This is a genomic window from Actinomyces lilanjuaniae (assembly GCF_003606385.1).
GTDB lineage: Bacteria > Actinomycetota > Actinomycetes > Actinomycetales > Actinomycetaceae > Actinomyces > Actinomyces lilanjuaniae.
Map to the genome: position 1 here is coordinate 1,196,493 of NZ_CP032514.1, position 24,483 is coordinate 1,220,975.

Consider the following 24,483-nt stretch of genomic DNA (forward strand, 5'->3'; position numbering starts at 1 on the left):
GTGAACCCTTCTCGTCGCCAGGCGCTGCGGCTGGCAGGAATCGGCCTGTTCGGTCTTCTTGCGAGTCGTACTGTCTACATCCAGGCCGTCGCCGGACCACAGCTGGCAGCTCGGGCCAAGGCGGAGCGGACCGTGAGCTGGGTCAACCGTGCGCGTCGCGGGGACATCACGGGACGGGACGGGACGGTGCTGGCCTCCAGCGCCGTCACCTACGACGTCGGAGTCAACCAGCAGGCTGTGTCCCAGTACGAGCAGGTTGAGGAGCAGGCCGACGAGGCTACCGGCGGCACGCGAGAGGTCGTAGTGGGCTACGGGGCCGCGGCCGCCGCGGCCCAGCTGGCTGCGGTCCTGGACCAGGACCCCTTGGAGCTGGGGGCCGCGCTGGTTGGTGACTCGTCCTACTCAATCATTGCCCAGGAGGTCGATCCTGACACCTGGCGCCGGATCAAGGCTCTGGGGATACCCGGTGTCGAGCCCGATCAGCGGACCCGGCGCACCTACCCGGCGGGCAACGTCGCCGGCAACGTCCTGGGCTACACCTACGAGGGCGACAGCCGCCAGCTGATCGGCTCCGCCGGCCTCGAGCTGACCCAGGACGACCTCCTGACCGGTACCGACGGGCGTGGCAGCGAGGAGATCGGCCGTACCGGGGCCATCATCCCCACCGGGGACCAGCAGGACGACGAGGCGGTACCCGGCACCACCGTGCGCACCACCCTGGATCCGGACCTGCAGTCGATAGCCCAGGCCGCGATCGACAAGGTGGTTGCCCAGGAGTCGGCGCTGTGGGGCGTCGTCGTGGCCGTGGAGCCGGCCACTGGCAAGGTGCTTGTCCTAGCCGACTCCGGCTCTGTGGACCCCTCCGACCCGGCGGCGACCGCCGAGGAGGACCGTGGCGCGCGCAGCGTGGAGGCCGTCTTCGAGCCCGGAAGTGTCGGCAAGGTGGTGACCTTCGCGACCGCCCTGGAGGAGGAGGCCGTCACTGCCGAGGAGACGTGGAACGTGCCCTACACCTGGACTGCCTCCAACGGCCAGTCCTTCCGGGACTCCCACCCTCACGACCACCAGGTCCTCACAACAGCCCAGGTGCTGGCGGAGTCCTCCAACGTCGGTACGGTCCAGGTCGGCGAACGGGTCTCGGACGAGGCTCGATACTCCTGCATGGAGAGGTTCGGGTGGGGGGCGCCCACCGGGATCGAGATGCCCGCCGAGTCCGCCGGGCTGCTCACCTCCCCGCAGGATTGGGACGACCGCACCCGCTACACCACCATGTTCGGGCAGGGGATCGCCTGCACGAGCCTCCAAGCCGTCCAGGTGCTGGCGACCATTGCCAACGGTGGTGTGCGGGTCGCGCCACGGGTCATCGACGCCTGGATCACTGCGGACGGCGAGGAGACCACGCAGACGGTGCCCGAGGGGGTACGCGTCATCAGCGAGGAGACGGCCGCCACGCTCACGGATATGCTCATCGGTGTCACCCAGGAGGGTGGCACCGCCGAGGCGGCCTCCGTTGACGGCTACCTGGTGGCGGGCAAGACCGGTACCACTGAAATCCTCACTGAGGACGGGACGGTGGCATCCTTTGTCGGCTTCCTGCCAGCCAAGGAGCCCGCTCTGGCGATCGCCGTCATCGTCTACCGCCCCAAGGGGGTGTACGGGGGCACGGTGGCCGCTCCCGTGTTCCGTGAGGTGGCCCTGGCGGCCATGCAGTCCCTGGGAATCGCCCCCGACCCCGCAGTCGTTGCCGGGGCCGCGGCACAGGGGGACGGGGAGCAGGTTGACGGTGTGGACGCGCGGTGACCGGGCTGCGGTGCGGGACAGCACGGGGCAGGAGAGGTAGAAGAGGCGGACGTGACAGCAAGCACCTCCGAGATGCGTCACTGATACTCCATCTGTGGGGGATCGACATCCGGGCTCGCGATAGATTGAGGAACTATGACCAACCACGCCTACGAGTCGGCAGCCTCGCTGCGGCCGCAGCACAACGCGCCCACTTCGCTAGAGGTGCTCGCCCAGCGCCTGGGTGCCAGCCCTGCGACTGACCAGGACGCGGCCGCCCTGGCCGGGCTGGCTGTGGCCGGGGCCTCTGTGGACTCCGCGGACGTGGCACCTGGGGAGGTCTTTGTCGCGGTGCCCGGGTTCACTGCCCACGGTGCCCGGTTCTGCGGTCAGGCCGTGGCCGACGGCGCTGTCGCCGTGCTGACCGACCCTGACGGGGTGTCCCTGGCTCGTCAGACGGCTCCCGGCACCCCGGTCCTGACCTGCCCCGACCCGCGGGCGCTCGCTGGGCCGCTGGCTGCTGAGATCTACCACCACCCCGCCCGGCAGCTGGTGACCACGGCTGTGACCGGGACCAACGGCAAGACCACCACCACCTACTTCCTGGACGCGATCCTCACGGCGCACCTGGGGTCCACCATGCTGGCCGGCACCGTCGAGCTGCGTGTGGGCGGCTCCCGGGTGGAGTCTCCGCGCACCACCGTCGAGGCCCCGGTGCTTCACAGGATGTTCGCCCTGGCGGCGGAGCAGGGGGTGGGCGCGGCCTGCCTGGAGGCATCCAGCCACGCTGTCGTCCTGCACCGGCTGGACGGGACGGTCCTGGACGTCGTCGGCTTCACCAACCTCCAGCGTGACCACCTGGACTTCCACGGCACCATGGAGGGCTACCTGGAGGCCAAGTCCCGGCTGTTCACCCCGGAGCACGCGCGCCGCGGGGTGGTGTGCGTCGATGACGAGTGGGGCCGACAGCTGGCCGCCTCGGCGGCCGTGCCGGTGGAGCGGGTACGGACCTACCCTGGTGACGCGCAGGCGCAGTGGTGGGTGAGCGACGCCGTCGTCTCCCTGACGCAGGCCGCGACCACTTTTGTCCTCCACGGCCCCGACGGGCAGGAGCTCCCCGCCTCCTGTCCGCTGCCCGGCGCCGTCAACGTGCAGAATGCCGCCCTGGCCCTGGTCATGGCCCTGTGTGCCGGGGTCCCGGCGCAGACCGCGGTGGAGGCGCTGGCGGGCGCCCACGCCGTGCCCGGACGGATGCAGCGCATCAGCCAGCGTGACGGGACCCGGGGGCTGTGCATCGTGGACTTCGCGCACACACCGGACGCCCTGGAGCTGGCGCTGCAGGCTGTGCGGCCTATCACCCCGGGGCGTCTCATCGTGGTCTTCGGCTCCGACGGCGATCGTGACCAGGGCAAGCGCCCCATGCTTGGCGCGGTAGCCGCCAGGCTCGCGGACGTCCTCGTCGTCACTGACGAGAACCCCCGTAGCGAGGACCCCCAGTCCATCCGTGACGCCGTCCTGGAGGGGGTGCGCTCGGTGCGTCCGGACCTGCGCGACGTCGAGGAGGTCACGACCTGGCGCGGCGACGCCGTGCGTCGGGGTGTGGAGCTGTGCGGGCCGCAGGACACTGTCATCGTCACAGGCAAGGGCCACGAGCCCTTCCTGGAGGCCGGGGGCGAGTTCATCCGCTACAACGACGCCCCGGTCATGGCCCAGGCCGTCGCCCAGAAGTGGCCCCAGGCATGAGCCGCACCCTGGCGCAGGCTGCTGCTGTCGTCGGCGGAAGCCTCCTCGGACCTGACGCGGTCGTGGACGGACCGGTGGTTACTGACTCCCGGCAGGCTCGACCCGGCTCGCTCTTTGTCGCGGTGCGCGGGGAGCGCACTGACGGGCACGCCCACCTGGCCTCGGCCCTGGAGCGAGGGGCCGTGGGTGCGCTGGTGAGCAGCCCTGAGGCGGGTGCCGACCTGCCCCTGGGACTCGTGGTGGTCCCCGACACGGTAGAGGCGCTGGGTGCCCTGGCCCGTGCCCACCTGGAGCACCTGCGCAGTGCGGCCCTGGCTCGAGGCAGCCGCCTGGACGTGGTGGCGATGACCGGGTCGGTGGGCAAGACCACCACCAAGGACCTGACGCGTCAGGTCCTGGCCGCCTGTGGTCCTACCGTCGCGCCGCGAGCCAGCTTCAACAACGAGATCGGGCTGCCGCTGACGGTGCTGGAGGCTGACGAGGCCACGCGCTACCTGGTCTTGGAGATGGGGGCCTCCGGCCCCGGCCACATCGACTACCTCACCGGTGTCGCGCCCCTGGACGCGGCCGCCGTCCTCATGGTCGGCCACGCGCACATGGGCGGCTTCGGCTCCATCGAGGGCGTGGCCCAGGCCAAGGCAGAGATCCTCTCCGGCCTGCTGCCTGGGGGCACGGCCCTGCTCAACGTCGATGACCAGCGCGCTGCGGCTATGGTCACCAGTGCACCCGGACCGGTCCTGACCTTCTCAGCCAGCGGAGGCCGCGCTGATCTGCGCGCCAGCGACGTCGTCGTGGGCCAGGGAGCCCGGGCGTCCTTCACTCTCAGCCTTCCCGGGCTCGCCGAGCCCCGACGGGTCCACCTGGCTGTTCCCGGGGCGCACAACGTCTCCAACGCGCTGGCCGCGGCCGGGCTCGCGCTGGCTGCCGGGGCCGCTCCCGAGGTCGTCGCCGACCAGCTGGGACAGGTGGAGATCGAGAGCCCGCACCGGATGGACGTGGCTGTGCTCGGGGGTGACCTGCTGCTCATCGATGACTCCTACAACGCCAACATCGACTCCATGACCGCAGCCTTGGCAGCCCTGCCTGCCCTGGCGGGACAGCGGCGGCGTGTCGTCGTCGTCTCGGAGATGCTGGAGCTGGGTGGGGCCTCGGTGGCAGACCACGCTCGGACGGGCCTGCTGGCGGCCCAGGCAGGGGCCAACCTGCTGGTAGGCATCGGAGCGGGGACGGAGCCGGCCCTGGAGTCGGCCCGGGCTGAGGGCGTGGAGGCCGTCGGCCTCGCCGACGCCCAGGAGGCTGTGACACGGTCCAGCACGTTGCTTCGTGACGGCGACGCCGTCCTGATCAAGGGATCCCACGGCTCCGGCGCCTGGCGCCTGGCCGACCACCTCAAGGAGGCTCGCCCCCGATGACCGCCATCCTCGTCTCCGGCCTTGTCGGCCTGGTCGGCACACTCCTGGGGACACCGCTGCTGATCCGCTACCTCCAGGTCAAGGAGTACGGGCAGTTCATCCGCCAGGACGGCCCGCAGGGGCACTTCACCAAGCGTGGCACCCCCACCATGGGTGGTGTCGTCATCATCTTGTCCACGGTGGCGGGCTACGCCCTGGCCAACCTGAGCGAGCTGCGTACTCCCCGGGCCTCCGGGGTCCTCCTGCTGTACCTGGTCGTGGGGCTGGGGCTCATCGGCTTCCTGGACGACTTCGAGAAGATCTCAAAGCAGCGGTCCCTGGGCCTGCGGGCCTGGCAGAAGATCGTCGGCCAGGCCTTCATCGGCATCAGCTTTGCGGTCATGGCCCTGCGCTTTACCGACCGTGACGGCGTCGCCCCGGCCTCGACCCGGGTTTCCTTCGCCCGGGACACCTCCCTGGACCTCGCCTTCGCCGGGGCTCTTGTGGGCCTCCTCCTGTTCATCTTGTGGGCGAACTTCCTCATCACTGCCTGGTCCAACGCGGTCAACCTCACCGACGGACTCGACGGCCTGGCAGCGGGCGCCTCCGCCATGGTCTTCGCTGCCTACACCCTTATCGGGGTGTGGCAGACCAACCAGTCCTGCCTCTACGGGCACTCCGACGTGGTGGCCACGACCTGCTACCAGGTACGCGACCCCCGGGACCTGGCCATGGTCTCCGCAGCGCTCATGGGGGCCAGCTTCGGCTTCCTGTGGTGGAACGCCTCCCCGGCCAAGATCTTTATGGGGGACACCGGATCCCTGGCGCTGGGGGGAGCCGTGGCCGGGCTGTCGATCCTGACCCGTACGGAGTTCCTTGCCGTGGTCCTGGGAGGGCTGTTCCTGGCCGAGGTCATGAGCGACGTCATCCAGATCGCCTCCTTCAAGGCAACCGGCAAGCGTGTCTTCCGCATGGCTCCACTCCACCACCACTTTGAGCTGGGAGGATGGACCGAGGTCAACGTCGTGATCCGCTTCTGGATCATTGCCGGCCTGTGCGTCGTCGCGGGGCTCGGCCTGTTCTACGCGGAGTTCCTCGTAGCCTGAGTACTCTGGGCGCGGCCGTGCCGCGGCACCCACGTCGGCGGGCCGCGGGGCGTACCGACGCCACCGCGTTCAGCACGGTGTTCAGCACAGTGCTGACAGTGTTGACCACAGCCAGGACCAGCAGGAGGGTGTACAGCACCGTGACCACCGCAGCGACCAGCAGTGTGCCCCCGCAGCGGCCTTCTCGGACCACCGGCCCGGTCGGCAGGCCGCTGCGCCAGGACCTGGAGGGTGCCCGCGCTGGCGTCGTGGGCCTGGGGCGCAGCGGCCGTGCTGCCGTGGAGGCGCTGACCACCCTGGGTGCGCAGGTCCACGTCTTCGACTCCCGGGAGCCCTCGGTCGAGTCACTGGGGAGCACGGTGGCGGGTGTCACCGTGGGTGACGCGGAGGCGACGGCGCGGGCGCTGGAGGACAGCGACCTGCGACTGGTCGTGGTCTCTCCGGGAGTTCCCGCCACCGGCCCCGTCCTGAGGACGCTGGCCCGTGTCGGCACGACGACGTGGAGCGAGGTCGAGCTCGCCTGGAGGCTCCAGCAGGACTCCTCCCGCCCGGACGTGGCCTGGCTGGCGCTGACCGGTACGGACGGCAAGACGACTACCGTCTCGATGCTCTCGGAGATCCTGGGCCAGGCGGGCCTGAGGGCACCCGCCGTAGGCAACATTGGTAGGCCGGTGACTGAGGCGGTCCTGGAGGGCGGGGCGGACGCCCTGGCTGTCGAGCTGTCCAGCTTCCAGCTGCACACGACGACGAGCATCTCCCCGCTGGCCTCGGCCTGCCTTAACCTGGCGCCTGACCACCTCGACTGGCACGGGGACCTGGAGGCCTACGCTGCGGACAAGGCCCGTGTCTACGCCCGGACCAGGGCCGCGGCGGTGTACAACGCCGCTGACCGGGCCACTGTCGACATGGTCGACAGGGCCGACGTCGTGGAGGGCTGCCGGGCGGTCGGGTTCACTCTGGGTGCCCCCGCCCCGGGCCAGGTCGGCGTGGTGGACGGCCTGCTCGTGGACCGCGCCTTCCACTCTCGTGGACGCTCTCACGCCGTCGAGCTGGCCACGACCCTGGACCTGGCCCACCTTGCACCGGGTGCAGCCGTGGACAGGCTGCCCGGGCACATCGTGGCCGATGCCTTGGCTGCGGCGTGCCTGGCCCGTGCCGGCGGCGCCGACGAGGAGGCAGTCGCCGCGGGGCTGCGTGCCTACAGCCCGGGGGCGCACCGCAGCGTCACCGTGGCCCAGGCGGACGGGGTGACCTGGGTGGACGACTCCAAGGCCACCAACCCCCACGCGGCACAGGCGGCGCTCAGCGGCCTGCCTGCCGGTAGTGCCGTGTGGGTCGTGGGGGGCGACACCAAGGGCGCCCGGTTCTTCGACCTTGTCTCCGCGGTGAGGTCGCGCCTTCGCGGTGCGGTTGTCATCGGACGGGACCAGACCGACGTCCTGGCGGCTCTGTCGGCACAGGCTCCCCAGGTGCCGGTGCGGCAGGTCCCTGACGCCCCGCCTAGCGCCCTGATGCGCGCGGCGGTGAGCGAGGCCGCCCGCCTGGCCCGCGCTGGCGACACGGTGGTCCTGGCTCCCGCCTGCGCCTCCTGGGACCAGTTCTCCTCCTACGCCCAGCGCGGGGATCTCTTCGCCTCCGCGGTGAGCGCGCTGGTGGAGGAGTCGGGTGACGCCGGGGACCTGTCGGGAGCCGGGGGGCGTAGCCGGGGGCAGAGGAGGTGCCAGGAGTGAGCGTGCCTGTCTCACCGCCGAGGCTGCGTCCTGCTGCGGCTCCCTCCACGTCGGCAGGCCACGTCGGCCAGGACCTGCCTGGTAGCGAGGGGCTGCGGTCCCGGTTGCGGCGGTGGAGGCCATGGAGCGGCTCCTGGAGACGGTCCCGGCCCGACGACGACCGTGGCGCCGCAGGCGGGAGGGGCCGCCGTGGGGGGGAGCAGGCGACACTGACCTACTACGCGCTACTGCTGTCCACCCTGGTCCTGCTGACCCTGGGGCTTGTCATGGTCTTCTCGGTCCAGTCGGTGACGGTGGCCGCCACGGGGGCAACCCGTACACGGACTTCGCCAAGTACCTGGTCTTTGCCGTCGTGGGTGTCGTGGGGATGCTCGCGCTCTCCCGGGTGCCCCTGTCCTGGTTCCCAAGGCTGGCCTGGGTGATGCTGGTGCTGACGATGGGGATGCAGCTCCTGGTCTTTTCTCCCGTCGGCGTGAACGTCTACGGCAACCGTAACTGGATCCAGGTTCCCGGAATCGGCACCGCCCAGCCCTCGGAGCCGATGAAGTTGGCCCTGGCCCTGGCCCTGGGGACGCTGGTGGCCTGGTACGCCCAGGGTCGCCGAGGGCGAGCGGTCATGGCCGGGTGGGTGATGGTGGCCTTGGCTGTCCTCAGCGTCATGGCTGGCCAGGACCTGGGAACGGTGATCGTCCTGGTCCTCATCGTCGCGGGGGCGCTGTGGGTGGGCGGCCTGGCCCGGAGGTGGTTCGCTGCCCTGGGCTGCCTGGGGCTGCTCCTTTTCATGACCGCCTCCCTGCTGTCGGTGAGCCGTCGTGCCCGGATCCTCGCCTGGCTGCGTCCCGACGGCGCCGACCCCACTGGTGTGGGCTACCAGCCGCGCCACGGTCAGTGGGCGCTGGGCACGGGAGGGTGGTTCGGGGTCGGCCCCGGTTCCTCGCGACAGAAGTGGGGCTATCTCACCCAGGCGGACTCCGACTACGTGTTCGCGGTGCTGGGAGAGGAGTTCGGCCTGCTGGGCACCCTGACGGTCATCGCCCTGTTCGCGGTCATCGGGGGCTGCTGCCTGCGGACCATGCGGCGGCATACGGATCCCTGCGTGGTGGCCACCGCCTCGGCCATCGGTGCCTGGGTGGTGGGCCAGGCTCTCATCAACATGATGGTCGTGACCGGTATCCTTCCCGTCCTGGGGCTGCCCCTGCCCCTGGTCAGCCGGGGCGGGACCGCTCTGGTCTCCGTCCTGCTGGCCATGGGCGTCCTGCTGGCCTTCGCTCGTCACGAGCCAGGCGCCCAGGAGGCCCTGAGATCAAGCCCCGGCGCTCTGCGCCGCACCCTGTCGGTGATCGTCCCGAGGAGGAACCGTGCCTGAGCCTGCTGAGTCCGCCGACACCGCTGCCGCTTCCGGCCCTGGCGCGCCCGGTGCCCGGCCGTTGCGGGTCCTTCTGGCGGGAGGCGGGACTGCGGGGCATGTCAACCCGCTGCTGGCCACCGCAGCGGCGCTGCAGGACCCCGGCTGCGGCGGGGACCCTCGGACCCGGGTCCTGGTCCTGGGTACCCGGGAGGGTTTGGAGGACCGGCTGGTGCCCGAGGCTGGTCTCGACCTCGCCTACGTCCCCCGGGTCCCCTTGCCGCGCCGCCCCAGCGGGGACCTGCTGCGGCTTCCGCGACAGATGGGTCGGGCGGTCGGCGCGGCTGCCGAGGCCATTGAGGCCATCGGCGCGGAGGTGGTCGTCGGGTTCGGCGGCTATGTCGCTACTCCCGCCTACCTGGCAGCCCGCAAGGCGGGAGTGCCCGTCGTCATCCACGAGCAGAACGCCCGGCCCGGGCTGGCCAACCGCCTGGGGGCCTCCTGGGCCAGAGCGGTTGCCCTGACCTTCGCCTCGACACGGCTGTCAGCCCGGCGAGGACGCACCGAGGTCACAGGCCTGCCCCTGAGGCCCGCCGTGGCTGACCTGGTGGCCGCGCGCGCCACGGAGGAGAAGGCCTGGCAGGCCCGCCAGGAGGCTGCTACGGCGCTGGGGCTGGACCCCTCGGCCCCGGTGCTGCTGGTGACCGGGGTTCCCTGGGCGCGCAGCGGCTCAACGAGGTGCTCGTTGAGGCCGTCGCTGCCGACCCGCCACGTCTGCCCGCCTCCCTTCAGGTTGTCCACCTCACCGGCCGGGGCAAGGACGCCCGGTGCGTGAGGCCCTGGCCCAGGCGGCTCGCACCGAGGGGGAGGGGACCTGGAGGAGCGCTACCACGTCCTGGACTACCTGACCACCATGGAGCAGGCCTACGCGTGCGCGGACGGCGTGATCTGCCGCTCGGGCGCAGGCACGGTGGCCGAGCTGACCGCCCTGGGGCTACCGGCCCTCTACGTGCCCCTGCCGGTGGGTAACGGGGAACAGCGTCTCAACGCCGCCGACGTCGTGTCGGCCGGAGGCGGGCGGCTGGTCCTCGACGCCCGGCTCACCGTGGACGACGTCCTGGACTTCACGGCGGTGGTGACTGATCCCCGACGGCGCGGCGCCATGGCCCAGGCCGCGGCCTCCACAGGTGTGCGTGACGCCGCTGCCCGGCTGACGGCCCTGGTGCGGGACAGCGCCGGACGGACGGGCGACGTGGACGTGACCTCGGGAGAGGACGAGCCGCGCTAGGTGCGGGTCTGCGGGTAGCCGGCGTAGGACAGCCAGGCAGGAACCTGAGGGAGAGGGACCAATGAGCAGGAGTAAGCGTCGTAGCAGCGGCAGCGAGGCTGGTACGGAGACCGAGGCGGCCAGGGCGGCCGGGGTGATGCCCGTAGCCGGGGGCTCGGGGGAGGCCGCCCGCAGCGAGACGGGCCGGGGTGGTGGTCCGCTTCTGGAGGGCAGGGCGTTCCACCTCCTCGGCGTCGGCGGCGCGGGCATGAGCGTGGTGGCCCGGCTCCTGGCGGCCCGTGGTGCCCGGGTCAGCGGGTCGGACGCCCAGGACAGCCCCGCCCTGAGACAGCTGGCCGAGTTGGGGCTGGACGTGCGTGTGGGGCACCAGCCGTCCCAGGTGCCCACCGAGGCTGTCGTGGTGGTGTCCTCGGCTATCAGGCAGACCAACCCGGAGCTGGGGGTGGCTCGCCAGCGCGGCCAGGAGGTGATCCACCGGTCCGAGGCCCTGGCTCTGGCAGCACAGGGCACCGACTTCGTGGCTGTGGCCGGCGCCCACGGCAAGACGACGACCTCGGGCATGCTGGCCGAGGCCCTGACCCTGGTCGGTGCCGACCCGTCCTTTGCTGTCGGGGGTGTCGTGCGCGCACTGGGGACGGGAGCCCACCTGGGCAGCGGGAGAGCCTTCGTGGCGGAGGCCGACGAGTCCGACCGCTCCTTCCTCAACTACAGGCCTCGTGTCGAGCTGGTTACCAACGTGGAGCCGGACCACCTGGACAGCTACGGCACCGCCGAGGCGTTTGAGGAGGCCTTTGCAGAGTTCGCGCACTGCATGGTCCCCGGCGGGCTCCTCGTGGCCTGTGCCGACGACGAGGGGTCGCTGCGGCTGGCGGTCAGAGCCGTCCAGGAGGGACTGAGGGTGGTGACCTACTCCTCCCAGGGCGTTGAGGGGCTGCCGGGTGAGGTACTGCTGGGGGAGGGCCACGTCCACCTGGATGTGCACGAGCGCACGGAGGCCGCCACCCGGGCTGCCGTGACCCTGACCTCGCGTGGCAGCCACGGCGGTCCCTCCGCTACGGGGCCGGTGCCTCTGCGGCTGTCCGTACCGGGGGACCACGTCGCGCTGGACGCCGCAGGGGCGTGGGCGGTCGGGCTGGAGCTGGGTGTGGACCCTGAGGCGATGGCACGGGCACTGGGGGCCTTCTCCGGTACCGGGCGTCGGTTCGAGGACCGCGGCGAGGCTGCTGGCGTACGGGTCATCGACGACTACGCCCACCACCCCACCGAGGTGGAGGCGCTGCTGAGGACGGCACGCGAGGTCGCCCGCTCCCGTCACGGGCGGGTCCTGGTCCTGTTCCAGCCCCACCTGTACTCACGCACCAGGGCCTTCGCCCAGCGCTTCGGAGAGGCTCTTGCCCTGGCCGACACCGTGGTGGTCACGGGTATCTACCCGGCACGCGAGACACAGGCCGACTTCCCCGGGGTCTCCGGCGCCATGGTCGTGGACCAGGTGGTGCAGGGCCGTGGCCAGGGCGGCGCTCCTGCTGCTTCTGGCGGGTCTGGTGGGGCAGGACCTGCGGCCCTCTACGTGCCTGACCGGTGCAAGGCCGCACGTACCCTCGCCTCGGCTGCGCGTCCCGGGACGTGCTGCTGACGGTGGGGGCTGGTGACGTCACCGAGCTGGGTGTGACAGTCCTGGAGCAGCTGGAGGCCTCCTCCGCCCAGCGGGAGGTAATGCTCTCCCTTCTCCGACGGGCAGGGGACTGAGCCGTGATGAGGAAACCCGCTCGCCCCCGCCCGGAGGCGCCGGCTACCCAGCGGGAGGATCTTCCGCCTGCTGTCCCGCCCGTGCGTGGGGGCTCCTCCCGCCGCGGAGCACCCTCTGCCGACCGACGTCGTTCCCCCGGCCTGACCGAGGCTGCCTCCGGGCGGCAGCGTCGTGGTGGGGCAGCGGCGCACCAGTTCCCGGGCGGGCGGGCTCACCTCCAGCCGCCAGCGGTGCTGCTGCGTCCTCCCCGGGTCCTCCTCGGCTTCTCGCCCGGCCAGGGCCTCGGCTGTGCCAGCCGCCTCCGCGGGTACCGCGGACGCGGTACGTTCTTCCGGCTCACGGGACTCGGCGGGTGCGTCGGGCTCGACCGAGTTGGCCGTCTTCAGCCGTCGCCCGGTCTCCGAGCCACGGCACGAGCGCACCGTGGTCTCCACGGGCCTGGCTGATCGGCTGGCAGAGCGCAGGCACGCCCTGGCCCGTCTGCGTCTGCGGCAGGTGGCCCTATTCGCTGCGGCCGTGCTGGCTACCGCAGCGGTGGCCTGGGTGCTCCTGGCCTCTCCCGCTGTCGCCCTGCGTGGCTCAGCCGTCACGGTGACGGGCTCAGACGGGAGCGTGGAGGATGTGCAGGTCCGTGAGGTGCTTGCTGGCTACCAGGGGGACTCTCTGCTGCTCCTGGATACTGCCGAGATGTCGGCCGCCGTGGAGGACAGCCTGGTTCGGGTCCGTACCGCTGAGGTGACGCGCTCGTGGCCCCACGGTGTGGAGGTGGCTCTGGAGATGCGGGTGCCGGTAGCCTCCTACCGGGGTGAGGACGGCTACCAGGTCCTGGACGAGGAGGCGGTGGTCCTTGAGACGGCTGACTCCGTTCCCGAGGATCTGGTCAGTATCGTGGCGCAGGAGGGTGCCGACTCCGGTGACAGTCCCCAGGGGGCGCTCAGCGCTCAGCAGGTCTCGGCGGTGACGCAGGCCGTGGGCGCCCTGGACCCGGAGGTTCTGGCCCAGGTGTCCAGCGGGACCTCGACGGACAACGGCCAGGTGACTCTGGTGATGGAGGGCGGCGCCACAGTGGTGTGGGGAGGCAGTGAGGACAACGACCTCAAGGCCCGGGCGCTGTCGGTGCTGATGCAGACTGAGGCCGCTGTCTACGACGTGTCCTCACCGCACAACCCGACAACCTCCCAGTCGGGCCTTCCGGAGGACTCCGGCGCCCAGCGGTGAGAGCGGGCGTAGCGGTGACAGCAGTCAGGGTGACAGGTGCTCAGGTGCCTTGGCGCCGTGGTTCCTCACAGCGGCTGGAGCAGGTCGGGGCGGTGGCTCCGGGGGCGAACACGCCGGGGCCTCAATACGTAGCACAACGATGTGGTTCTATAGCGTTGTGTCCGTCGTTCGAAGAATGACATAAGTGTAAACCTTAACTTTAGGTTGAGGGCGCAGGGGAGTCCCGCGCGGGACTCATGACGACCGTGAGGGGAACGCCAGTGGCGGAGAGCATGGCTGTGGACGACACACAGCACTACCAGGCCGAAATCAAGGTCGTCGGCGTCGGTGGCGGCGGTGTCAATGCCGTCAACCGGATGATCGAGGCGGATCTGCGTGGTGTGGAGTTCATTGCCGTGAACACGGATGCCCAGGCCCTGCTCATGTCTGACGCCGACGTCAAGCTCGACGTCGGCCGCGACCTCACCCGCGGGCTCGGGGCCGGGGCCGACCCGGCAATAGGTCGTAAGGCGGCCGAGGACCACGAGTCGGAGATCCGCGAGGCCCTGGACGGCTCGGACATGGTCTTTGTCACCGCAGGGGAGGGGGGCGGTACCGGTACCGGGGGTGCTCCTGTCGTCGCGCGCCTGGCTAAGGCCATCGGCGCCCTTACGATCGGCGTGGTCACGCGGCCGTTCTCCTTCGAGGGGCGCCGACGCTCGGCCCAGGCCGAGGACGGCGTCCAGGCGCTGCGCGAGGAGGTCGACACCCTCATCGTCATCCCTAACGACCGTCTGCTGCAGATCGCCGATAAGAACATCTCCGTGGTCGACGCCTTCAAGCAGGCCGACCAGGTCCTCCTCCAGGGCGTTCAGGGCATCACCGAGCTTATCACCACTCCCGGCCTCATCAACGTCGACTTCAACGACGTCAAGTCGGTCATGCAGGGAGCGGGCAGCGCCCTGATGGGGATCGGTTCGGCCACCGGTGAGGGGCGTGCTGTCACCGCGACCGAGGAGGCGATCGCCTCCCCGCTGCTGGAGACCTCCATCGACGGGGCGCACGGTGTCCTGCTGTTCTTCCAGGGCGGCTCGGACCTGGGCCTGTTCGAGATGAACGAGGCCGCCAACCTCGTTCGCGAGGCGGTCCACCCCGAGGCCAACATCATCGTCGGCAACGTCGTGGACGGTGCCCTGGGGGACGAGGTCCGCGTCACCGTCATCGCGGCCGGCTTCGATGCCGAGCCTGTTGCGGCGGTGGCCGCGGCCTCGCGTGCTGCCCGGTCTGCCTCTGCGGCGGCCTCGGCACCGTCACCCTCGGCTGAGGAGGTCCTGCCCAGTCGGGGAGGTGCCCACGCGGCCCGCAACCCCGTGACTCGCCCGGCACCGGCTGCGCACCTGGTGGAGCTCCCCGTGCCGGAGTCCGAGGTATCAACCAGTGAGGTGCCTGCCTACGTGGACGAGACAGCCGGCCGGGCGGCCTCTGAGCTAGAGGTCCCGGCGGTCCTCGGAGTCGATGCCGAGGACGACGGTATCGACCTGCCTGACTTCCTGCGTTGAGCGGCCCGGCGGCCGACGGGTACGGCGACCTCCTGGAGGTTGACCTGGGCCCTGGTGCCCGCGGGTTCTTCACGACCCGGGGTGCCGGGGCTCGTGCGCGTGGTGCCGGTGACGGCGGGGACCCCTATGCGGGCTGGAACCTGGCGCTGCACGTAGGTGATGACCCTCATCGCGTCGGCAGGAATCGTGCCGAGCTGGAGCGGCGCGTGATCCGCGGCGGCAGGGGTGCCGGGAGCGGGAGCGCAGGGGGCCTGGCCTGGATGGACCAGGTCCACTCCGCCGTGGTCGCTGCCGCCTCGGCGTACGAGGTCCCCACGGCCGACGCCCTGGTGCTCGACACCCGCCAGGACGCAGCCCCGGCAGGTGCCTGCGTCCTGGTCGCTGACTGCGTGCCCCTGCTGCTCGCCTCCGGGGACGGCTCCTTGCTGGCTGCAGTGCACGCGGGGCGTCGCGGGATGCTCGACGGCGTCGTCCCGGCCACCGTGGACGCCCTGGTCGCGGCCGGGGCGCGCGTGGCCGACCTGTGGGCCGCTACGGGACCATGTATCTGCTCGGGCTGCTACGAGGTGAGTGAGCGTATGCGTGCGGAATCCGCGCAGCGCGAACCCGCCTGTGCTGCGGTGACCCGCTGGGGCACCCCTGGTCTCGACGTGGCTGCCGGGGTGGTCGCGCAGCTGGAGCGGTGCGGAATCGAGCGGATCAGCACCGGTTACTGGTGCACCTACGAGGACCCCGGCCTCTACTCCTACCGGCGTGACGGCAGGACCGGTCGTCTTGCCGGAGTCGTCGTGCCACGGTGCGTCTAAGGCGTTGGGAGGAGAGGGGTTTCCTGCCGCGGAAGGGTCCGGGTAGTGTGTGAGAAAAACACAATATGGGAGTATCCTGGACGTAATCTTTCTGGAACCTGGGGTTGGTGACACGCCGACACGGCGTCCCCCTGTGGCGGTGGGTGGGCGGATAACGTCGGCCCACATCCGGAACGCAGGGGACCGGACGAATCAAGGAGCTACCCATGGGCGCGCTGCGCAGTATGAGCAACTTCCTCGGCTACTCCGAGCCGACGGAAGAGGCCTACGAGGACGACTTTGAGGTCGCGGAGTCCGACTATGCCGTGCAGGAGCAGGACGAGCTCGCTGACAACGACTTCCAGGACTACGCCGCCTCGGTCCCTGAGCCCGTCGTCCCAGCAGACCTGCGTAGGATCGTGACGGTCCACCCCTCCACCTACAACGAGGCTCGCGTCATCGGCGAGTCCTTCCGTGACGGGGTGCCGGTGATCATCAACCTCACGGGGATGAGTGAGTCCGACGCCCGCCGGATGGTTGACTTCTCCGCAGGACTGGTCTTTGGTCTCCACGGGGCTATTGAGAGGGTCACGCCTCGTGTCTTCCTGCTGACTCCCGCCAGTGTCGAGATTGACGGCGGCGAGGCGGTCGAGGGCCGGGACCGCTTCTTCAATCAGGGCTGAGCCGCGCACATGGGTCCCATCGCGCTGGTTGCCCGGATACTCTCCAGCCTCCTGAGCCTGTACACCCTGGTCCTTCTCGTCAGGGTAGTCCTGGACTGGGTCCAGATGTTCGCCCGCCAGTGGCGCCCGACCGGTGTCGTCCTGGTCCTGGCTAACCTTGTCTACACCCTCACCGATCCGCCGCTGCGCTGGATCCGCGGGGTGCTGCCTATGCTTCGCATGGGCGGGCTCGGGATCGACCTGAGCTTCCTGGTCCTGTTTCTTGGGATCATCGTCGTCCAGCGTCTGCTTGTCCTCTTGATCTGAGGACGGGCGAGACCGAGACGATATATGCTGCTGCCATGATCCCAACGTGACAGGCAGCGCGCTTGATACGGCCTGGACCCTGAGTTCAGGTACTCTGTCCGCATGAGTGACCGGTATCCCGGTGCTCGTGACCTTTCCCGTAACGACACCGAGGTGACGACTATGACGCTGCTGACGGCAGACGACGTCCTCAACAAGAAGTTCCAGGCCACCAAGTTCCGCGAGGGCTACGAGCAGGACGAGGTCGATGACTTCCTCGACGAGGTGGTTGAGGCCATGCGTCAGCTGGAGGCTGAGAACGCAGACCTCAAGGCGAAGCTGGAGGCTGCCAACCGGCGTGTCGCGGAGCTGGGGGAGGGAGCGGCGGCAGCCCCTGTGGCTCCTGTTGCCGCTATGCCCGAGCCCTCCGTCCCTGTCTCCGGCTCCGTGCCGGTAGTTCCCGGGGCCGACTCCGCGCAGGGCCCGGCTGCTGCCTCAGGCATGCTCGAGCTGGCCCAGCGCCTTCACGACGAGCACGTGGCCAACGGCAAGGCAGAGGGTGAGCGCATCGTCACTGAGGCCCGCTCCACCGGTGAGCAGATCGTTCGTGAGGCCGAGGACCAGCGCAACCGTACCCTGGCCCAGCTGGAGAAGGAGCGCTCCGGCCTGGAGCACAAGATCGACGAGCTGCGTCGCTTCGAGTCCGACTACCGGACCCGACTCAAGAGCTACCTGCAAAACCTTCTCACCAACGTGGAGGACGGCAGCGACGGCGCCACTGCAGGTCTGTAGGTCTGAGCCCTTGCATACCTGAGGTAGCGTCATGCGGACCGTGCTCAAGCGGTGCCTTTTGTCAGCGCCTCTGAGGCGCTGACAACGGCCAGGGGCGGTGTGTGACAGTCCAGCTGAGGCTTGCTGTCACGACCGCCGCCTGGCCCGTCCCGTGATCAGGCGGGGCTACCGGGTGCTGCTGCGTGTTCCGCAGCCGTGGCTGCGTACTGGAGCAGTCACGGCGGCGACCCTTGCTGTCGGACCGTCAATAGCGTTTCTCCGGGTGGGCCGTGGTTTCGCGTGAACATCTTCTGAGCGTCGCTTGAATATTGCCTCAATAGCGGGTGAGTTCTGGGCGGGTACGGTGGCTACCGAGTTAGTGCAGTTAGTTCATTGCGTGGTGCGTTGGTGACCTTGTGCGGCCCGCCTCCTGCCACTGAAAGGATCCCATGAGCGACGGCCAGTCCGTAGAGGCTGACAAGGGCGGTGGCCTGCCTCTTGCTGCCGGCAGACAGGCCGTCCCAGCGACGGTGCTGCTATGGGCGGTTGCTGGTGCCGTGGTGGTCGCGGACCAGGTCACGAAGGCCTGGGCGCTGTCTGCCCTGGGCGACGGGGCTCGCCTCCCGGTTGTGGGTGACGTGCTCGGCCTGGTGCTTGTGCGCAACTCGGGCGCGGCCTTCTCCCTGGCCGCTGGGTACACGTGGGTCTTGTCACTGGTGGCTGTCGCTGTCATCGTCGCGATCGTGCGGGCCTCGCGGAGGCTGGCCTCCACCTGGTGGGCGCTCGTGCTGGGACTGGTGCTGGGAGGGGCTGCTGGCAACCTCCTGGACCGGCTGGTGCGTCCCCCGGGCCCCCTGCGCGGGCACGTCGTCGACTTCATCGACTACGGCGGGTACTTTGTGGGTAACGTGGCTGACATCGCTATCGTGGTGGCTGCGGTGGGGCTCCTGGTGCTGACCCTGGGCGGCCGGGACCGTGACGGCACCCGGCAGCGGCCTGCTGGTGCAGCGGGCGGCCGGGAGGGTCAGGCATGAGCCTGCGTGTCATGCCGGTACCTGAGGGGCTGGTCGGCGAGAGGGCGGATACTGCCCTGGCCCGGATGACAGGGTTGTCGCGCAGCAGGGTGGGTGACCTGTGCCAGCAGGGTGCCGTGCGTCGTGGGGGAGTGGTGCTGGCTAAGTCGCAGCGTCTGGGTGAGGGTGACCTGCTGGAGGTCGAGCTGCCTGATCCTCCGGTCAGCCGGCTGGTGGCTACGCCTGTGGAGGGTATGGGGGTGGTCTACGAGGACGAGGACATTGTCGTGGTGGACAAGCCTGCGGGGGTCGCCGCTCACCCGTCGGTGGGGTGGGATGGGCCCGACGTCCTGGGGGCGCTGCGGGCGATGCGGGTGCGGGTGGCTACCTCCGGGCCGCCTGAGCGTCAGGGTATCGTCTCTCGCCTGGATGTCGGCACCTCCGGGGTCATGGTCGTGGCCAAGGGGGAGCGTGCCTACAGCGTGCTCAAGGCGGCGTTCAGGCACCACCGTGTGGACAAGACCTACCACGCCCTGGTGCAGGGGCACCTGGACCCGTCCTCGGGAACGGTTGAGGCGCCTATCGGTCGTCATCCGGGGCGGGAGTGGAAGATGGCGGTGGTCCCCGGTGGCAGGGAGTCTGTGACGCACTATGACGTCATGGAGGTCATGCCGGGTGCCTGCCTGGTGCAGGTGCGTCTTGAGACAGGGCGTACCCACCAGATCCGTGTGCACATGGCGGCGGTGGGGCACCCCTGTGTCGGTGACGGGACCTACGGGGCGGACCCGCGCCTGGGTGCCCGGGCCGGGCTGGCCCGGCAGTGGCTTCACGCGGTGGGGCTGGGGCTGGCCCACCCGGTCACCGGGGAGAGGATGGACTTCACCTCTGACTATCCCGAGGACCTGGTGCACGCCCTGGAGGTCCTGCGCCTGGTCTGAGAGCTTGTGGGGCCGTGCCGGGGCGGGGGGAGCAGGGGGTGCCCTTCAGTGCGGCTCGCAGTGCGCTGGGTTGCCCGGGGTGCCGGGCTGGGGGCGCGGCTGGTCGCTGCTGTCGAGGCCGCTGCCCTGGAGCGGGCCGCTGTGCCCCTGGAGGGCGCTGTGCCCCTGGAGGGCAGTGCAGCCACCAACGCCGGGGTGGTGCCGGGTACGTCTGGTGTGAGGGTGGTCCTGTCCGCCCAGGAGCAGGCCATGGGCTTCTACCAGCGCTGCGGCTACCAGGCTGTGAGCGGGCGGCGCTACCTGGACGCCGGGATCCCCCACCAGGACATGGCACGTGTGCTGACGCCGTGATCCGGCGCCTGGCTCACGGCTGGGCGCGAAGCAGGCGGTCCAGTGCTAGCGCCAGCGCCGTATGGTTGCCTGAGCCTATCTTGCGCAGCAACGCTGAGACATCGTTCTTCACCGTCCCCTTGGCCAGGACCATCCTGGCAGCGATCTCCCGGTTGGTCAGCCCCTGGGCCACCAAGACAGCAACCTCCCGCTCGGCGGGGGGTCAGGACAGCCAGCTGCGGGTCCTCCGCAGACGGGGAGGTGCTGGGGCCGGAGGATCGTGACCGCAGAGCCGCACGAGCTACCCGAGGGTCAATGACCATCCCCCAGCGTGCACCGAGGTGATGGTCCTGGCCAGGGTTTCGACCGAGGAGTCCTTGAGTACAAACCCTGCGGCACCCGCACCCAGCGCGTCCTGGACCAGTGCGTCGTCGTCGAAGGTGGTCAGCACCACCACTGGAAGTTCCGGGTAAAGGCCACGGCAGCGCTCTACCAGCTCCACGCCGTTCATGCCCGGCATGCGGGCGTCAGCCAGGACTACGTCGACGCCGGTTCGGGCCAGGACAGCCAGGCCCTCGGTGCCGTCAGCCCCTCAATGTCCTCATACAGGTCCTCATACAGGTCGCCGCCCGTGGCCCCTACGGCTGAATGCTTCGTGGCTCCATCCCTTGGTGCGGCAGCGCACCGGCGCACCAGTGCCACGGGTGGGAGGGGGCGTAAGCGGGCGGTCCCGACTGCCCTTCCACGGCTGTCGGGACCGCCTGGGCGGCTCCTCGGGGACAGGGGCATAGGATGACCGCATGGGTAGCACGACGGGTAGCACGGCAGGAGCCAGCAGCACCAGGGGCGGGACCGGTGACGACTTCGTCCACCTCCACGTCCACACCGACTACTCCATGCTCGACGGCGCGGGCAAGATCCAGGACTACGTGGCTGAGGCCAAGCGCCTGGGCCAGCCTGCCCTGGCCATCACCGACCACGGCTACATGTTCGGCGCCTACGAGTTCTACGCTGCCGCCAGAAAGGCCGGGATCAAGCCCATCATCGGGGTCGAGGCCTACATGACCCCGGGCACCTCCCGCTTCGACCGGACCCGCGTGTTCTGGGGGGAGGAGTCCCAGCGCGGCGACGACGTCTCCGCCCGTGGCTCCTACACCCACATGACCCTGCTGGCCCGCAGCAACGAGGGCCTGAGCAACCTCATGCGCATGGACTCCTACGGCTCCCTGGAAGGGCAGTGGGGCAAGGCGCCCCGTATCGACCGCGAGCTGCTGAGCCGCTACTGCGCTGGCCTCATCGGCTCCACCGGCTGCCCCTCCGGGGAGGTCCAGACCCGCCTGCGCCTGGGGCAGTGGGAGGAGGCCCGCCGCTGCGCCGCCGAGCTCCAGGACATCTTCGGGCGCGACTACTTCTACGTCGAGCTCATGGACCACGGCCTGGAGATCGAGCGCCGCGTCACCAAGGACCTGCTGCGCCTGGCCAAGGAGCTGGGTGCCCCGCTCCTGGCCACCAACGACTCCCACTACGTGCGCCCCGAGCACCGAGAGATCCAGGACGCCATGCTGTGCATCAACTCCGGCTCGGTGCTCACCGACCCTGACCGCTTCAGGTTCGACGGCGACACCTACTACCTGCGCCCGGGCCGCGAGATGCGCGAGCTCTTTGCTGAGATGCCCCAGGCCTGCGACAATACGCTCCTTGTTGCTGAACAGTGCGACGTCTCCTTCACCACCGTGGACGAGGGAGCCTCCTTCATGCCGGTCTTCCCCGTTCCGAAGGGGGAGACCATGGAGTCCTGGTTCGTCAAGGAGTGCTGGCGCGGTATGGACGCCCGCTTCCACGGCGACGTCCCCGAGGACTGCCGCAAGCAGGCCGAGTACGAGATCGACGTCATCGTCCAGATGGGCTTCCCCGGCTACTTCCTGGTGGTGGCCGACTACATCAACTGGGCCAAGGCCCAGGGTATCCGCGTGGGCCCGGGGCGCGGGTCGGGGGCTGGCTCCATGGTCGCCTACGCCATGGGTATCACTGAGCTCAACCCCCTCAAGCACGGGCTGATCTTCGAGCGCTTCCTCAACCCCGAGCGCATCTCCATGCCCGATATCGACGTCGACTTCGACGAGCGCAGGCGCGACGAGGTCATCGAGTACGTCAAGGAGAAGTACGGGGACGACCGGGTCAGCCAGGTGGTGACCTACGGTGTCATCAAGGCCAAGCAGTCGCTCAAGGACTCCTCGCGTGTCATGGGCTACCCCTACGCGGTGGGGGACCGCCTGACCAAGGCGATGCCACCCACCATCATGGGCAAGGACATCTCCATCAAGGGTATCTTCAACCCCGAGGACGAGCGCTACGGCGAGGCCGAGGAGTTCCGCAGGCTCCACGCCGACGACACCGACGCCCAGCGCATCGTCGAGCTGGCCAAGGGGCTGGAGGGCATGACCCGTCAGTGGGGGTGCACGCCTGCGCCGTCATCATGTCCTCCCAGACGCTGACCGACATCATCCCCATGATGCAGCGCCTCCAGGACGGAGCCTTCATCACCCAGTTCGACTACCCCACCTGTGAGCACCTGGGCCTGCTCAAGATGGACTTCCTGGGGCTGCGCAACCTTACCGTCATCTCCGACGCCCTGGACAACATCGTCGCCAACGGCAAGGAGCCCCTGGACATCGACCACGTCGAGCTCGACGACCGGCCCACCTATGAGATGCTCTCCCGTGGGGAGACCTTGGGCGTCTTCCAGCTCGACGGCGGCGGTATGCGCACCCTGCTGCGGCTGATGAAGCCGGACAACTTCGAGGACATCTCTGCGGTGGGTGCCCTCTACCGTCCCGGGCCCATGGGGGCGGAGTCCCACACCAACTACGCTCTGCGCAAGAACGGGCTGCAGGAGATCGTCCCCATCCACCCCGAGCTCAAGGAGGCCCTGGAGCCGATCCTGGGGACCACCTACGGCCTCATCGTCTACCAGGAGCAGGTGATGAAGATCGCCACCGACCTGGCGGGCTTCACCATGGGCAAGGCCGACGCGCTGCGCAAGGCCATGGGTAAGAAGAAGATGGACATCCTGGAGACGATGTTCGTCGACTTCGAGGCGGGCATGGTGGAGCGGGGGTTTTCCAGGGAGTCTGTCAAGGCGCTGTGGGACGTGGTGGTGCCCTTTGCCAAGTACGCCTTCAACAAGGCCCACTCCGCCGCCTACGGCGTGGTGTCCTACTGGACGGCCTACCTCAAGGCGCACTATCCCACCGAGTACATGGCCGCCCTGCTGACTTCCCAGAAGGACAACAAGGACAAGCTCGGCGTCTACCTGGGGGAGTGCCGCCACATGGGGATCACCGTGCTCCCTCCAGACGTCAACGCCTCCCGCGCCCAGTTCACCGCTGACGGCGACGACGTGCGCTTTGGCCTGGCCGCGGTGCGCAACGTGGGTCTCAACGTGGTCGAGGCGATCGTGGCGGCACGCAGGGACAAGGGCGAGTTCACCAGCTTCGAGGACTTCCTGGACAAGGTGCCCGCCGTGGTGTGCAACAAGCGCACCATCGACTCCCTTATCAAGGCGGGAGCCTTCGACTCCCTGGGGCGCACCCGTCGCTCCCTCCAGGCCTGCCACGAGGACCTTGTCGACGAGGTCATCGGGGTCAAGCGCAACGAGGCCGCCGGGCAGTTCGACCTGTTCGCCTCGCTCCTTGACAGCCCGGACGGTGCTGACGGCGGCTCGGGCGGCAAAGCCTCCCCGGCCTCCGCCGCAGCCGCCTTCGGCTCGGGGCCGGTCTTCTCCTCGGAGGTTCCCAGCCTGCCGGAGTGGGACAAGAAGGACAAACTGGCCTACGAGCGCGAGATGCTGGGTCTCTACGTCTCCGACCATCCGCTCATGGGTCTGGAGGGCGTGCTGGGCCGCCTGGCCGACCGGGAGATCGCCGAGCTCCACGAGGACGACGCCCTGCCTGACGGCGCGGTGGTTACTGTCGCCGGGCTCATCACCTCTCTGACGCGCAAGACCACCAAGCAGGGCAATCTGTGGGCGATCGCCCAGGTGGAGGACCTGGCGGGCAGTGTGGAGGTGCTGTTCTTCCCCCAGACCTACCAGACGGTCTCTACCATGCTGGCTCCGGACACGGTGGTGACGGTGCGCGGACGCCTCAACCGCCGGGACGGCCAGACTGCGCTGTACGCCCAGGAGATGACGATCCCCGACGTCTCCAGCGCCACCCACGAGGCCGTCCTCATCACCCTGCCTACCAACCGGTGCACCGGGCCCCTGGTGGAGCAGTTCAAGGACGTCCTGGTGCGTCACCCCGGGATGTCCACCGTGCGCCTGACCCTGACCAGCCCGGGGCGGGAGGTTCGCACCCAGCTGGACGCCTCCCTGCGGGTGGAGGCCTCACCGGCCTTCTACTCCGATATCAAGGCCCTGCTGGGGCCGGGGTGCCTGCGGCGCTGACCTCCACCACGGCGGCTACCGGGCCGGAAGGCAGGTCGACCACCACCACGTCGCCGTCATCGAGGTGATGGCCACGCCGGGTCTCCGTGACGGCGTTGACGGTGACGTCGCCCGCCTGGACCGCCGCGCGCGCCTGCGCCCCGTCCCGGACCAGGTCGGCGAGCTTGAGGAACTGCCCCAGGCGGATGCGGCCCTGCACCGGGACCCGGAGCAGGTGAGGAACAGGCGGGCAGGACGGCGAAGGCCGCGATGAGGTCCTTGATGATGAGGGCTGTTGTGTCACGGTGGCCATCATCGCAGACACCTCCCAGGCGCGTCGCGGGCCGGTCCGCCTGCTCCTGCGGGC

At 69.7% G+C, this 24,483-nt stretch carries 15 protein-coding genes and 6 pseudogenes; 18 read left to right on the forward strand and 3 right to left on the reverse strand.

Features of this window, described 5'->3' with window-relative positions; all coding sequences use genetic code 11:
• From D5R93_RS05110 to D5R93_RS05190, 17 genes and pseudogenes are all read left to right on the forward strand, one after another.
• On the forward strand, positions 1-1,800 hold the full coding sequence (locus D5R93_RS05110; protein WP_119835662.1) for a peptidoglycan D,D-transpeptidase FtsI family protein: 1,800 nt from the start codon (positions 1-3) through the stop codon (positions 1,798-1,800).
• 135 nt (positions 1,801-1,935) lie between these two features.
• The gene (locus D5R93_RS05115; RefSeq protein ID WP_119835661.1) at positions 1,936-3,522 is read left to right on the forward strand and encodes a UDP-N-acetylmuramoyl-L-alanyl-D-glutamate--2,6-diaminopimelate ligase; all 1,587 of its coding nucleotides are present in this window, start codon (positions 1,936-1,938) and stop codon (positions 3,520-3,522) included.
• Positions 3,519-4,934, forward strand: a complete 1,416-nt coding sequence (locus D5R93_RS05120; protein ID WP_243106960.1) for a UDP-N-acetylmuramoyl-tripeptide--D-alanyl-D-alanine ligase — start codon at positions 3,519-3,521, stop codon at positions 4,932-4,934. The genes D5R93_RS05115 and D5R93_RS05120 overlap by 4 nt, the downstream gene beginning before the upstream one ends.
• The gene (gene mraY / locus D5R93_RS05125) at positions 4,931-6,019 is read left to right on the forward strand and encodes a phospho-N-acetylmuramoyl-pentapeptide-transferase (protein ID WP_119835659.1); all 1,089 of its coding nucleotides are present in this window, start codon (positions 4,931-4,933) and stop codon (positions 6,017-6,019) included. Before D5R93_RS05120 ends, mraY begins: the two co-directional genes overlap by 4 nt.
• A 140-nt stretch (positions 6,020-6,159) precedes the next feature.
• A complete protein-coding gene (gene murD, locus D5R93_RS05130; protein ID WP_423243322.1) occupies positions 6,160-7,749 on the forward strand; it encodes a UDP-N-acetylmuramoyl-L-alanine--D-glutamate ligase in 1,590 nt (529 codons plus the stop codon).
• A gap of 121 nt (positions 7,750-7,870) precedes the next feature.
• Positions 7,871-9,115 (forward strand): FtsW/RodA/SpoVE family cell cycle protein, encoded by a 1,245-nt coding sequence (locus tag D5R93_RS05135; RefSeq protein ID WP_243106961.1) that lies wholly within the window; start codon positions 7,871-7,873, stop codon positions 9,113-9,115.
• Positions 9,108-10,382: pseudogene (locus D5R93_RS05140) on the forward strand (UDP-N-acetylglucosamine--N-acetylmuramyl-(pentapeptide) pyrophosphoryl-undecaprenol N-acetylglucosamine transferase). Before D5R93_RS05135 ends, D5R93_RS05140 begins: the two are co-directional and overlap by 8 nt.
• Positions 10,383-10,629: 247 nt before the next feature.
• Positions 10,630-12,128: pseudogene (gene murC / locus D5R93_RS05145) on the forward strand (UDP-N-acetylmuramate--L-alanine ligase).
• Between the two features lie 289 nt (positions 12,129-12,417).
• Positions 12,418-13,347 (forward strand): cell division protein FtsQ/DivIB, encoded by a 930-nt coding sequence (locus D5R93_RS05150; RefSeq protein WP_243106962.1) that lies wholly within the window; start codon positions 12,418-12,420, stop codon positions 13,345-13,347.
• 272 nt (positions 13,348-13,619) lie between these two features.
• Complete coding sequence (gene ftsZ, locus D5R93_RS05155; RefSeq protein WP_243106963.1) at positions 13,620-14,885, forward strand: cell division protein FtsZ; 1,266 nt, start codon at positions 13,620-13,622, stop codon at positions 14,883-14,885.
• Positions 14,882-15,691, forward strand: a complete 810-nt coding sequence (locus D5R93_RS05160) for a purine nucleoside phosphorylase YfiH/LACC1 family protein (protein WP_119835655.1) — start codon at positions 14,882-14,884, stop codon at positions 15,689-15,691. The genes ftsZ and D5R93_RS05160 overlap by 4 nt, the downstream gene beginning before the upstream one ends.
• A gap of 206 nt (positions 15,692-15,897) precedes the next feature.
• Entirely contained in the window at positions 15,898-16,353 is a 456-nt protein-coding gene (locus D5R93_RS05165) for a cell division protein SepF (protein ID WP_119835654.1), read from the forward strand.
• Positions 16,354-16,362: 9 nt separating this feature from the next.
• Positions 16,363-16,659, forward strand: coding sequence for a YggT family protein (locus tag D5R93_RS05170; RefSeq protein ID WP_119835653.1), 297 nt, complete (start codon positions 16,363-16,365; stop codon positions 16,657-16,659).
• Positions 16,660-16,821: 162 nt separating this feature from the next.
• A complete protein-coding gene (locus D5R93_RS05175; protein WP_119835652.1) occupies positions 16,822-17,430 on the forward strand; it encodes a DivIVA domain-containing protein in 609 nt (202 codons plus the stop codon).
• Positions 17,431-17,858: 428 nt separating this feature from the next.
• Complete coding sequence (lspA, locus tag D5R93_RS05180) at positions 17,859-18,443, forward strand: signal peptidase II (protein WP_119835651.1); 585 nt, start codon at positions 17,859-17,861, stop codon at positions 18,441-18,443.
• On the forward strand, positions 18,440-19,360 hold the full coding sequence (locus tag D5R93_RS05185; RefSeq protein ID WP_119835650.1) for an RluA family pseudouridine synthase: 921 nt from the start codon (positions 18,440-18,442) through the stop codon (positions 19,358-19,360). Before lspA ends, D5R93_RS05185 begins: the two co-directional genes overlap by 4 nt.
• Before the next feature lie 51 nt (positions 19,361-19,411).
• Positions 19,412-19,711: pseudogene (locus tag D5R93_RS05190) on the forward strand (GNAT family N-acetyltransferase); the annotation flags it as partial.
• A gap of 13 nt (positions 19,712-19,724) precedes the next feature.
• Here D5R93_RS05190 and D5R93_RS13995 read toward each other — a convergent pair.
• Positions 19,725-19,892, reverse strand: a pseudogene (locus D5R93_RS13995) (LuxR C-terminal-related transcriptional regulator); the annotation flags it as partial.
• Positions 19,893-19,991: 99 nt separating this feature from the next.
• A pseudogene (locus tag D5R93_RS14000) lies at positions 19,992-20,267 on the reverse strand (response regulator); the annotation flags it as partial.
• Positions 20,268-20,490: 223 nt separating this feature from the next.
• Here D5R93_RS14000 and dnaE point away from each other — a divergent pair.
• Positions 20,491-24,137, forward strand: a pseudogene (gene dnaE, locus D5R93_RS05200) (DNA polymerase III subunit alpha).
• Here dnaE and D5R93_RS05205 read toward each other — a convergent pair.
• A complete protein-coding gene (locus tag D5R93_RS05205; protein WP_243107043.1) occupies positions 24,100-24,336 on the reverse strand; it encodes an RNA-binding S4 domain-containing protein in 237 nt (78 codons plus the stop codon). The pseudogene dnaE and the gene D5R93_RS05205 overlap by 38 nt on opposite strands.
• Positions 24,337-24,483 lie beyond the last annotated feature (147 nt).